Annotated in this window: 12 protein-coding genes; 9 read left to right on the top strand and 3 right to left on the bottom strand. The window is 45.8% G+C overall.

Translation table 11 applies throughout. The features are described from left to right. Positions 1 to 52: 52 nt before the first annotated feature. Positions 53 to 778: a GntR family transcriptional regulator gene (locus BLCOC_RS24130; RefSeq protein WP_115623599.1), complete on the bottom strand. Its 726-nt coding sequence runs from the start codon at positions 776 to 778 to the stop codon at positions 53 to 55. 245 nt (positions 779 to 1,023) lie between these two features. Here BLCOC_RS24130 and BLCOC_RS24125 point away from each other — a divergent pair, with 245 nt between their 5' ends. The 9 genes from BLCOC_RS24125 to BLCOC_RS24085 are packed head-to-tail and all read left to right on the top strand — an operon-like array spanning position 1,024 to position 8,703. Continuing rightward, complete coding sequence (locus BLCOC_RS24125; RefSeq protein WP_242998994.1) at positions 1,024 to 1,260, top strand: hypothetical protein; 237 nt, start codon at positions 1,024 to 1,026, stop codon at positions 1,258 to 1,260. Continuing rightward, positions 1,220 to 1,999 (top strand): GNAT family N-acetyltransferase, encoded by a 780-nt coding sequence (locus BLCOC_RS24120; RefSeq protein WP_115623598.1) that lies wholly within the window; start codon positions 1,220 to 1,222, stop codon positions 1,997 to 1,999. The genes BLCOC_RS24125 and BLCOC_RS24120 overlap by 41 nt, the downstream gene beginning before the upstream one ends. 11 nt (positions 2,000 to 2,010) lie before the next feature. After that, entirely contained in the window at positions 2,011 to 3,438 is a 1,428-nt protein-coding gene (locus tag BLCOC_RS24115) for an MFS transporter (protein WP_115623597.1), read from the top strand. Between the two features lie 30 nt (positions 3,439 to 3,468). Beyond that, entirely contained in the window at positions 3,469 to 4,320 is an 852-nt protein-coding gene (locus tag BLCOC_RS24110) for an SAM hydrolase/SAM-dependent halogenase family protein (protein WP_115623596.1), read from the top strand. 25 nt (positions 4,321 to 4,345) lie between these two features. Beyond that, a complete protein-coding gene (locus BLCOC_RS24105; protein WP_029471257.1) occupies positions 4,346 to 5,182 on the top strand; it encodes an SAM hydrolase/SAM-dependent halogenase family protein in 837 nt (278 codons plus the stop codon). A 15-nt stretch (positions 5,183 to 5,197) separates the two neighbouring features. Continuing rightward, a complete protein-coding gene (gene add / locus BLCOC_RS24100; protein WP_115623595.1) occupies positions 5,198 to 6,253 on the top strand; it encodes an adenosine deaminase in 1,056 nt (351 codons plus the stop codon). After that, positions 6,232 to 7,380: a phosphopentomutase gene (locus BLCOC_RS24095; protein WP_115623594.1), complete on the top strand. Its 1,149-nt coding sequence runs from the start codon at positions 6,232 to 6,234 to the stop codon at positions 7,378 to 7,380. The genes add and BLCOC_RS24095 overlap by 22 nt, the downstream gene beginning before the upstream one ends. After that, positions 7,380 to 8,096, top strand: a complete 717-nt coding sequence (gene deoD / locus BLCOC_RS24090) for a purine-nucleoside phosphorylase (RefSeq protein ID WP_115623593.1) — start codon at positions 7,380 to 7,382, stop codon at positions 8,094 to 8,096. Before BLCOC_RS24095 ends, deoD begins: the two co-directional genes overlap by 1 nt. Next, a complete protein-coding gene (locus BLCOC_RS24085) occupies positions 8,089 to 8,703 on the top strand; it encodes a YczE/YyaS/YitT family protein (protein ID WP_165907288.1) in 615 nt (204 codons plus the stop codon). The genes deoD and BLCOC_RS24085 overlap by 8 nt, the downstream gene beginning before the upstream one ends. Before the next feature lie 73 nt (positions 8,704 to 8,776). Here the strand turns inward: BLCOC_RS24085 and BLCOC_RS24080 are convergent, their stop codons facing one another. Further along, positions 8,777 to 10,723, bottom strand: a complete 1,947-nt coding sequence (locus BLCOC_RS24080; protein ID WP_115625482.1) for an oxidoreductase — start codon at positions 10,721 to 10,723, stop codon at positions 8,777 to 8,779. A gap of 178 nt (positions 10,724 to 10,901) precedes the next feature. Further along, positions 10,902 to 11,969, bottom strand: a complete 1,068-nt coding sequence (locus BLCOC_RS24075; RefSeq protein ID WP_029471251.1) for an AraC family transcriptional regulator — start codon at positions 11,967 to 11,969, stop codon at positions 10,902 to 10,904. Positions 11,970 to 12,056: the final 87 nt, after the last annotated feature.

Here is a 12,056-nt window from a genome sequence, read left to right as displayed (position 1 = left end):
ATAGGGAACCATTAGCGCCATTCTCCCCGTGCCCTTTACATGAGATAACAATTCAATTATTTAAAACAAAATTAATATGATAGTATTCCGGAATAAAATAAAATTTATTACGGGAAAAGGGCTGTTTTGTTTTATTGTAGTGTATGGCTTCTATTAACAGAAGGGGAGTCTGCGCCGGCACTTCTAGAAACTCCATTTCTATTTCATTCGCATAAATTAATTTTACCGTCATATTCATGCTTTCTGAATACTGGAAGAGTGTGTTCAGAATAAGTTCTTTTATAGAATCCTCTTTGGAGGCATCTAATCCCAATTCATCAAAAAATGCAGCGGGAACCTGGGTGAAGGAATAGCCCAGAACCCGGTCATCAGATTTATAAACACAATAACATGCCAGTACAATATCACTGGCTGCAAGATGCAGCTTATCTCTGGCTATATCGGTAGGAGCGCCGTAATTGTAAGACAGATCAGTGCTGTTCACCGTCAGTTTGCTCAGTGAGAGCAGAGGGTTTGTTATCTGTTCTTCCATAGGCTTAACGGTTTTGGGAGCTACAATGGTGCCTTTTCCTTGGGACTTGATGATCATACCATCCTCACTGAGAATAGCGAGAGCCTGGCGGAGGGTATTGCGGCTGACACCGTATTTTTCCGACAAAGCCGTTTCTCCCGGAAGGTGTTCATTGGGCTTGTAGACTCCCTCAATGATGTCAGAATATAAGGAATTATAAACTCCCAGATAAACGGGCATATTTTCATTTTTTAATTTCGTTTTCATATCTATGCCTCCCTTGGCTGGTAAACATGTGTTACAAGTTTTATGTTGAACATGTTCATTCTACCATAAAATTTAATTTTTAGCAATGTCAGCAGCAGATGTGTTAATATGTTGAACATGTAGTGCAAGGTAAAAAGACAATAGGTAATTATACACAATTATACGCAGAAAGGATTGTAGAAAATAGATGAAAAGATATTAAATACAGGATAGTTGTTGACAATTATATGCTGCGGTGGTACTATTTGAACAAGTTCAACATGTTGAACAAGATAAGCGGGGTAAACAAGGGGAATAAGAAGAAGGAAAACGAGGCCAGCGGAAACGAGGCCAGCGGAAACGAGGCCAGCGGAAACGAGGCCAGCGGAAACGAGGCCAACGGACCAAAAACAGGCGAAACAAGATCAACAAATCAAGAACAGCAAGAAGAAAGGAGGAACCATGATCAAGAAGTGCAGAGAAGAAGACAGGAAAATGCTTAAAGATTATTTAAATCAAAAGCCTGTATATCACACATTTCTGCTTTCCGATCTTGACCGGTATGGGTTTGATAAAGATTACCAGACCATCTATATGCAGGAAGAGAATGGGGATTGTGTAGGAGTTTTTCTGAAATATTTTAATAACTTTATTCTGGCAGGGGATGAGGAAAAGCTGGATTATGAGAAAATAGCCGGACTTGCCACAGAGGAAATCACCACAGTAATGGGAAAGGCAGATATTGTCAGGAATACGGTGAAATATGTTGGTAGGCAGGTACAGATGACTTATAATAATCTGTATATACACAGGGGTTCAGAAGAGCAGGCACTTAAGGAGCATAAGGTGAGATTTGCAGATTCGGATGATGTAGATCGGATATACGAATTTTTAATGAGTTTTAAGGAAATGAAAAACCTGTATTCTGAAAAAAAGATGATTGAAAATCGTATCAACAGCGGAGAAGGAGTACATGCTGTTATAGAGGAAGGCGGAAGAATAGCAGCACATGGAAACAGCGCAGCGTCAGCGGATTTGACCTGCATGATGGGCGGTATCTGTGTGAAGGAAGAATATCGGGGAAAGGGATATGCAAAGGATATTATCCGCAGTTTGTGCAGGGAAATACACAGCCAGGGAAAGATACCCTGTATCTTTGCCCCGGAAGAGCCTTCCTATTCTATTTTTCAGGAGCTTGGATTTGAGATTTACGGCAGATGGGGCGCTGCCCGGCTGATATAACAGGAGGAGACATGGGAGAGAAAAAGCTAAAAACAAAAGATATTTTAGGTTACACCATCGGGTCTATAGGAGATTCCACATCGTACAACTTTGTACTTTCATTTTTTTCTTTTTTTATGATAACCGTTGCAGGAGTAAGCCCTGTGGTGGCAGGAACGATTATATCTGTAGCTATTGCCTGGGATGCCATCACAGACCCGATCATCGGCTATCTGGTGGATAATTCAAAAAGCAAGTATGGGAAGAGGCGGCCCTGGATACTGAAATCATTAATACCTCTTGGGGCATCCCTTGTATTGATGTTTTTAAAAGTGGATTTCCCACAGACGCAGAAAAATATATATTACCTGATACTGGTATTGGTATTCTGGACAGCTTACACTGCCTTTAATATTCCTTATTATTCTTTCGGCTCTGTGCTGTCTGATGTGGACAGTGAGCGAGTGAGGCTGGCTGCCTTCAGAGAAGTATTGGGATATGTGGGAATCTTCTGCGCAAGCTCTGTTCCCACCTTTATAGTCGGAAGACTTCTGGAACATGGACTTGACAATGGGCAGTCATGGGCTGCGGCAGGGGTCATATCTGCAGTGATATCAGTCAGCACTATTCTGATCATGTGGCGGTGTACCAGAGGTAAGGAGCCTGTGGAGGAAGTGGCAGACGCTGATAAGGTGAATTTGAAAGGATTCTTTACAAATGTTATCAGCCTTATGAAGATGAAACCTTATGTACTGGTTATCATCTGTGCCCTGCTGACAAATGTTTACCTGACATTGTTTAATTCCAGCTTGTTATATTATGTCACTTATAATATGGGACTGGGAGAGACACAGGCATCCCTTATGTTCACAGCCATGAATATCGTATCGATCCTGTTTATACCATTTATCACAAAGTCAGTAGCCATATTCAGCAAGAGCAAAGTGTTTGTAGTGTGCATGGTATTCAGCGGCGTTGTCATGATGCTTACAAAGTTCACAGGCATTTCCGGCATTACTATGGGCTGTATCTATGTCGTGCTGGTAGGTGTGGGGACCTGCGCTTATTGGATGTGCGTATTTAACTTTCTCTATGATGTGGTGGATTATGATGAGTTTAACAGAGGGAAAAAGAGAGACGGTATTATCATGTCCTACTATTCATTTCTTCTGAAACTGGGAGGTGCTGTGGCAGCGGCAGTTCAGGGATTTCTTCTTCAGAGAAGCGGATTTGACGCAAATCTTGCAGTGCAGAATGATGGGGCGCTGGGAATGATCGAATCCATGTTTACCATACTGCCCGGTATTTGTGTACTGATCGCAGGACTGGTAATTGCCCTTACCCCTCTGCAGGATAAGAAAATGAATGCACTCAGGCTGGCGCTGGAAAAGAAACGGGCGGGTGAATCCTACAGCACAGAAGGCTTTGAATCATTGGTGGTAAAAGAAAATAAAAATTAATTAAAATTATATTTTATGGAGGAAAAAACTATGGCAGCAAATAAACCGGCAATTGTAATGCAGACTGATTTTACAAAGGATATTTCCGTATGTACCATGCAGGGCGTGTGTATGATGGTGGATCCGGAACTGCGTGTGTTTGACAGCACCCACGAGATCAACAGCTTTGATACTTATCAGGCCTCCACTTCTCTGAGCTTTGTTGTGGATTTCTGGCCTGCAGGTACCGTTTTCGTATCAGTGGTAGATCCGGGAGTGGGTACCAGCCGCAGGGCATGCGTGGCGAAACTGAGCAACGGAAGTTATGTGGTGACACCTGACAACGGCAGCCTTACACATGTGAAAAAATATGTGGGGATTGATGAAGTACGCGTCATTGATGAGAAGATCAACCGTCTGAAGAAAACGGAGAAATGTAATATTTTCCATGGCAGGGATCTGTTTGCCTACTGCGCGGCGAGACTTGCCTCAGGCATTATCACATATGAGGAAGTAGGGGAAGCCTATCCGGTTGAAGAGATCATAGAACATGAGATCATTCCTTACCAGATAGCCGACGGAGTGATAAAGGGTATGATCGACACCGCAGACTATCATTTTGGCTTGATATGTTCCAATATTCCGGCAGATGTGTTTGAGGATGAGGGAATCCGCTATGGGGACCGGCTGGATGTGGTTATCCGCAGAAAGGGCCAGGAGGAACCGGTATATGCGGGAACAGTACCGTTCCAGCCTTCCTTTGGAGCAGTTGCAGTCGGAGAACCTCTTTTAATGGTCAGCGAGACACTGCAGATCCAGATTGCAGTCAACAGCCGGAATATGTCTGAGCAATACGGAATCCAGGTAGGACCGGACTGGACCATAGAGATGAGGAAATGTTAATAGAGAAGATAGGAGGAAAATGAACATGAAACCGACAATTGTAATGCAGTCTGATTTTGGAATCAACTCAGGCCTGGTGGCCTGTATGCACGGAATGTGCAAACTGGTGGACAGCGAACTGGTCACCTGTGATATTACACATTTACTTCCGGCATTTGATATTGAAGCGGCATCTTACTGTCTTCAGTACACAGTACCCTACTGGCCGGCGGGAACTGTCTTTGTGTCAGTGGTGGATCCGGGAGTGGGAACCAGCCGGCGGGCATCTGTGGCAAAACTGAAAAACGGAAGCTATGTGGTGACTCCGGACAACGGCACACTCACTTATCTCCACACCATGATAGGCGTGGAAGCTATCCGCGAAATTGATGAAGAGAGAAACCGTTATCAGGAAACCAGAGATGTGAGCACATTCCACGGAAGAGATCTGTTCTCCTACTGTGCGGCAAAACTGGCCTCAGGCATCATCACTTTTGAGGAAGTGGGAAAAGAATATCCGGTGGAGGAAATCGTCTTACATAAAGTGCAGACTGCACAGGTAAAAGAAAAATATGTAAAGGCTGTGATCCAGAGCTATGACCCATTTGGCAGTGCGGAGCTTTCTGTGTTGAACAGTGAATTTGAGAAAACCGGGTTTGCTCTGGGCGAGAAGCTGCATGTGGTTATTTCAGACGGGGATAAGGCAGTATTTGACGGACTGATTCCTTATGAGAAATCTTTTGGATATGTGGGATTGGGAGAAGACGTACTCTTTAATGACCTGGCTTCTTTCGTAACGATCGGAAGCAATCAGGCAGATTTTAGGCAGAAATATGGCCTTGACACGGATTCCGAATACACGGTGGAAATCCGCCAGGCTTAAGGGAAGGGGAAAAATATGTGGCTGGACAGATTACCTAAAGCAGAACTTCACTGTCATCTGGACGGTTCTGTTCCTCTTCCGGTTCTGAGAAAACTCTGTGTGAAGGGACATGTAGAAGTTCCGGGTGATGAAAAGGCATTCAGAAAATTGGCCGAAGCGGGTGAAGAATGTGAAAGTCTGACAGAATATTTAAAAGCCTTTGAGCTTCCTTTAAGTTGTCTGAAGACAGAAGAGGCCTTTTATACAGCCGCCTTTGAAACCGCAGCCTCGGCTGCGGAGGAAGGGGTGCGTTATCTGGAACTTCGGTTTGCGCCCCTTTTGTCAGACAGTGAGAGTCTGACAGCGGAGTCCATCATTGAGGCTTCTGCGGCCGGACTTGAGAATGCATTCAGGGAAAAGGGGATTTATGCGTCTCTGATTCTCTGTGGCATGAGACATTTTTCAGAAAAGGATAATTTCAGGACACTTGAACTGGGGAAAAAATACTTGGGAAGAGGTGTCTGCGGAGCAGACCTGGCAGGAGATGAATCTGCTTATCCCAACGAACTGTTTTTGGAGTATTTTAAAAGAGCCGGGAAATATGAGATTCCTTTTACAGTCCACTCAGGAGAATGCGGCAGGATCGAAAATATTGCTCTGGCGGTGGACCACGGGGCAAAACGGATCGGACATGGGATTGCAATGAGCGGGGACCGGAAGCTGCAGGAGAAGCTTCGCGGCAGAGGAATCGGCGTGGAACTGTGCCCTCACAGCAATATCCAGACAGGAGCGTGTTTGAAAATTCATCCAAGTAATCCTCAACTACACTCTGGAGCGGTAAGAGCTGTGGAAAAATATCCTTTCCGGGAATTTATGGATAACGGCTTGAACATATCCATCAATACGGATAACCGTACTGTGACCAATACTACGGTGAAAAAAGAGCTTCAGTTTTTAGACTCTGATTCAGGCCTCTCCCCACGGGAGGCAGCAATGCTGATGAAACAGGCTATGGAAACCTCATTTGCAGAGGATGGGATCAAACAACAGGTGAAGAAGGAGGTTGAGCAATGGGAAAAAGAGTATGCCTGATAGTGTTGGACAGTTTTGGAGTAGGTGCACTTCCTGATGCCGCCGCATATGGAGACGCAGGGGCCAATACTTTGAAAAGCATCGGATCCCGGATCAAAGGCTTCTCCCTTCCAAACCTAAACCGCCTGGGTCTGGACAGGATACTGCCCGGATATGGAACCGAGTATACAGGCCCCGTGACGGGACATTATGGAAAGGCACGGGAGAAAGCTGCAGGAAAAGACACTACGGTAGGACATTGGGAGATTGCAGGATATGTAAAAGAAAATCCTTTCCCTGTATTTCCGGAGGGATTCCCCAGGAATGTGATAGAAGAATTTGAGAAGGCCGCAGGGAGAAAAGTGATCGGCAATATTGCCGCATCGGGAACAGAAATCATCGGGAAACTGGGAGAGGAACAGACCAAAACGGGCAGTCTCATTGTCTATACTTCGGCGGACAGTGTATTTCAGATCGCGGCCAATGAAGAGGTAGTCCCGGTAAAGGAATTATATCAAATCTGTGAAAAAGCCAGAAAACTGCTGACCGGAAAATATGGAGTGGCAAGGGTGATAGCCCGCCCGTTCACATCTTCCGGGGACGGCTTTGTCAGAACGAGAAACCGTCATGATTTTTCCATGACGCCCCCTGAAGATACTATGCTGAACAGAATAGAAGCACAGGGATATGAGACAGCGGCAGTGGGAAAAATCTATGATATTTTTGCCGGAAGCGGTATTACCAGGCATGTCTCCACAGGCAGCAACAGGGAAGGTGTAGAGCAAACCCTGAAAATGTTGTCAGAAGTGGAAGAAGGGCTGATCTTTACAAACCTGGTGGACTTTGACATGTTGTACGGACACCGGAGGGATGTGGAGGGATATGCCCTTGCCCTGCAGGAGTTTGACGCCAGGGTTCCGGAAATCATGGAAGCTATGGGTGAAGATGACCTGCTGATCATTACAGCAGACCACGGCTGTGACCCGGGATATAAAGGAACGGATCACACCAGAGAATATATCCCCATTATGATGTACAGCAATTCCATGAACCATGAGGTCAATATGGGGGAGAAGGACAGTTTTGCCTGTATCTCCGGCATAGTGGAGAACTGGCTTCAAATAGAAAGAAAGAGAGGAGAACAGTGATGTCTACACCGCATAATGAAGGAAAAAAAGGTGATATTGCAAAAATCGTTCTCATGCCGGGAGATCCTCTGCGGGCGAAACTCATTGCAGAGACGTATCTTGAGGATGTTCATTGTTATAATACAGTGAGGAATATGCTGGGATATACCGGAACCTATAAAAATAAGCAGATTTCTGTGCAGTCCAGCGGTATGGGAATTCCCAGCATGGGGATTTATTCCTGGGAATTGTATAAGGATTATGATGTGGACACGATTATCAGAGTCGGCTCTGCAGGGGCCATATCAGACAGTCTTTCCATGGGAGATGTGGCAGCGGGGATGGGCCTGTGCACAGATTCGGCCTTTGTCTCCCAGTACAATTTGCCGGGCACCTTTGTTCCGTGTGCAGATTTTGGCCTTTTGAAGCAGGCAGAAGAGATATTGGAGAGCAGAGAAATCCCTCATAAGATCGGAACCATCTTATCCTCAGATTTGTTTTATACAGATGAGAAGGATGCAGTTGCAAAGTGGAAGAAGATGAATGTGCTCTGTGTGGAGATGGAATCCCTATCTTTATACTGTAATGCAGTGCGGCTGGGGAAAAAGGCGCTGACTCTGCTGACCATATCAGATCTGCCTCTGAAGGGAGAAGCCATGCCTGCAGATGAGCGCAGAACTGGCTTTACGGTCATGCTGGAAGCTGCCCTGCAGTTGGCAGTGGAGGCAGATGCGTAAAAGCAGTGGAGCAGTCTGTATTGTGTGTGGAAATCTGGCAGCAGCTCTGGGCGTGGCCCTGTGTTCTGCGGCAGGTATGGGGGTAGACCCTGTCAGTGCCCTCTACGATGGTGTCCACAGAGTGTTTGAGCTGGAAATGGGCACGGCTTCCTTTCTGGTAAATATAGGGATTCTGATCATCTGTGCCTCACTGAACAGGAAATATCTGAAGTGGGGCACATTCCTTTCTATGCTGAGCTTTGCAGGATTTCTCAACATATCTGTCCGTCTGCTCTCCTCTTTCCATCCGGAACCATATTCCCCCGGTAGTTTTATTGTATTTTTGACAGGAATGCTTTTGGCAGGAGCGGGATTCGCCACAGTTGTATTTCCGGAGATGGGACCTAACTGTGCAGATATACTGCTGGAGGTGCTGAAAGACATGGCTGGGATTCCTATGCAGTACGGAAAGATGTCTGTGGATGTCTGCTGTACTGTCCTGGGATTCTTTATGGGGGGCGCTGTGGGATTGGGAACTATTCTGTGTGTTCTGGCAATGGGGCCTATTTACAGCCGGGTGTCCTGGATCTGGAATCTCAGAAAGTCTGCATACAGCCCTGGGGGTTGATGAAGCATTTCCGGACATAAAAACCCTCTTAAACAGAGTGAGGTACATACCTTTCTGCTTAAGAGGGATCATATTACAATTTTATAGCAGTATCATATCCTGCATGAATAGCGTCTTTAGCAGTTCCAACTTGTTCTGCATCTCCAATCACATGATAGGTAATGCCGAGTTCCTTCAGCATTTCCGTAAATGCAGTGTCCGGGCGGTAGCCCATGGCTAAGATGAGAGAGTCAAATTCATCCAGACAGAAGGACTTCCCTTTTTGGCTGTAGTATAATTTGTCTTTTTCTACTTTTTCTACTTTTGCACCACAGATTATTTGGATCCCCTTTTTCATCATCCGCTGTACCAGAAGGCTTCTGCCGGGGCCGCTTTCGGCGGCCATAATGGAATCTGTCATTTCAATAACGGTAACCTCCCGGTCGCGGGGGTAGAGGTCATGGATGAGGGGAGCCAGGTAATCGGCTGTCTCACAGCCAACAGAGCCGCCGCCGATGATCACGATACGTCGTCCGGGGAACGCATTTCCGGCCAAAATATCATCCGCTGTTGCCCAATGTTTAAATTCTGTAAAGGCTGCCGGAGCGATGGGGGCAGCTCCGCAGCTCACGATCACTTCATAGCCGGAAAATTCTGTTTCCAGCATTTCTTTATCCACTTTGCAGTTCAAACGGACCTCTACATTTTCTGCCTGTAGTTTCTTTGACATATATTTTATTACCTTGGCGAGATCCTGTTTGGCAATGGGAACCGAAGCAATGCGCATTTGTCCGCCCAATGCGTCTCCCTGTTCGCAGAGCACTACGTGATGGCCGCGTTTCTTGGCGACAAAAGCAGCTTCCATTCCGGCAGGGCCGCCTCCGATGACCAGGATGTCTTTTTTTACCTCCGCAGGTTTTAAGGTATCTTCATTTTCCAATTCAAAGGATGGATTAACAGTGCAGGCCACACGTTTTCCGAACATGATACCGTTTAGACAACGCAGACAGCCGATGCAGGGACGGATTTCATCCTCACGGCCCTCCTGGGCTTTGGTGCAGAAGTCCGGATCGCACAGATTTGCCCGTCCCATCATGCAGATATCAGCCTTTTGATTGGCAATCAGCTCGTCCGCGATCCAAGGTTCTGTGATACGCCCAACGGTAGCCACAGGAATGGACACATGTTTTTTGATCTCCATAGATAAGGCGGCGTGGGAGCCTTGTCTGGTACCGGGAGCCGGAATTGCGCTTCCACGCTTGATGGTGGTTCCGCCTGATACATGAAGCATGTCTGCGCCTGCCTTTTCAAGTTGTTTGGCAATATAAATGCCGTCATTTAGGTTCAGGCCTCCGTCGCTGTATTCATCTCCGGAAATCCTTACATCCACGATGAAATCTTTTCCGCAGACTCTGCGGACTTCTTCGATCACTTCCAGGGTAAGTTTCAGACGGCCATTGATATCTCCGCCGTATTCGTCTGTTCTTTTGTTATAAAGCGGGGTTAAGAAACCACCCAGAAGGCCGTGGGCATGGGCTGCGTGGATTTCAACTCCGTCACCGCCTGCTTTTTTGACACGGAGGGCAGCTTCACCGAACTGGCGTATAATCACTTTCAGTTCCGGTATGGTGACAGATCTCGGAGCTTCTTTTGCATAGGATGGCCCCACATTTGAAGGGGCGATAAGGCGCGGGGTACCTGGAATGGGGAAGGCCATGTATGCCGGATGAAACAGTTGGGGAAGGATTTTAGCTCCGTATTTATGTACGGCTGAGGCCAGTTTTTCCCAACCCGGGATATAGGAATCATCACAGATAGATATATCACCGGGCAAATAGGTGTATACGGGTTCCACGGTAGTTACCTCTGTTACGATCAGGCCGACACCGCCTTTTGCCCTTGCTGCGTAATGCTCCACAAGTGTGTCGGTTATGTAGCCTTTATCTGCCAGATTGGTGGAAATGGGGGGCATAAATACACGATTTTTTACAGTTGTTTCTCCTATTTTGATCGGAGAAAATAAATGGGGATATTTTGTCATAACAACAACTCCTTTCGCTACGTTTATCTTATCATAGCCGCTAAAAAGAAGCTGTGTCCCTGCTGGCAGAAACAGACTGTTTTTTGTCATGATTTTTGCATAGGAGTCTCGTTTTGTTGTGAAAAATGACAAAAAATGACCGTTGTCGGAGCATTTATTTCCCCAATTATTTCTTTGTCTATTCCTTTATGATTTCTATGGAGACCATTTGATCCGCCTGGGTGATGATGCTTTTTGTTTTTGCATCGGTTTTGATCTGACAGAGTACGTGTCCGTTTTTGTTCGTGATTTTAACGGCAGCGTTTTCATACAGGATTTCCTCTGTTTCCAGAACAAGGTGCTTCAGCAGCTCTCTTTGACGGTCATCCAGGGTCATTTGCTGTTCTTTTAATTCCTGGTTATATTTTAAATTCTGAAGAAAATGTTTTCTGTAACGGCTGGGAGCAATCCCGTATAACTCTTTAAATGCGATGGTATAAGCTTTGGAATTGGCAAAACCGCAGTCCAGAGCAATCTTATCAATAGTATCTTTTCCTTCCAGTAAACTTTCCAGAGAAGCGCGGACGCGGGTATATGCCAAATACTTGACAAAGGTAATGCCGGTGTATTTCTTGAAAAGTCTGGAGGCATAGGAACTGCTGAAGGACAGCGCCTTTGCCACATCCTCCAGATGAAGCTGCTCCTGATAATGGCTGCTGATGTAGAGGATCGCTTTCATATAATTCTCACGGTTTTCGGAGAGAAGGGGCAGGCGCTCGATAGGGTACTGCTTATGATTGGAGGCAATGCAGACCAGCTCCGCCATGATTGCATTCATCTGAAACAGATCATTGTCATTTTCCATCAAAAGGCTTACCAATTCGCCTATTTTTCTTTTTAGCTTCCCTAATATCTGGGCATTTTTTTCTTTTGTACAGAGCATGGATTCAAATGCGTCCTCCACATCTCCAGCCATGGGTTTTGCAAAACGGGAGAAATCCACATGGATAGTCAAGATCACATTTTCTCCTGTCCCTTTCTGACGGATCATATGGATATCACCGGGAGCAATCAAAAGCAGCTCCTGTTCTTTTACCGGGCAGGAAAAATGCTCTGTTATAGCTTCATATTCTCCTTTTAAGACGTAAGATAGCTCCAGGCTTGTCTGCCGGGAGAAAACCTGACGGTCAAAGCCGTTGATGCTCAGACTAAGCGGATATCCGAATTTTTGGCCTGAAAAGTCGTAATAATAATTCATATTTTGCATATAAGTACCTCTCTGGGTGAAAATCAGCGGTTAATCTAACTGTATCACAGGTTTTGGGAGTAGTACATAAGAAGATGATACTATAGA

It is taken from the genome of Blautia coccoides (genome assembly GCF_034355335.1).
In the GTDB taxonomy this organism is placed as follows: domain Bacteria; phylum Bacillota; class Clostridia; order Lachnospirales; family Lachnospiraceae; genus Blautia; species Blautia producta.
This window is presented reverse-complemented; position numbering and strand designations above follow the sequence as displayed.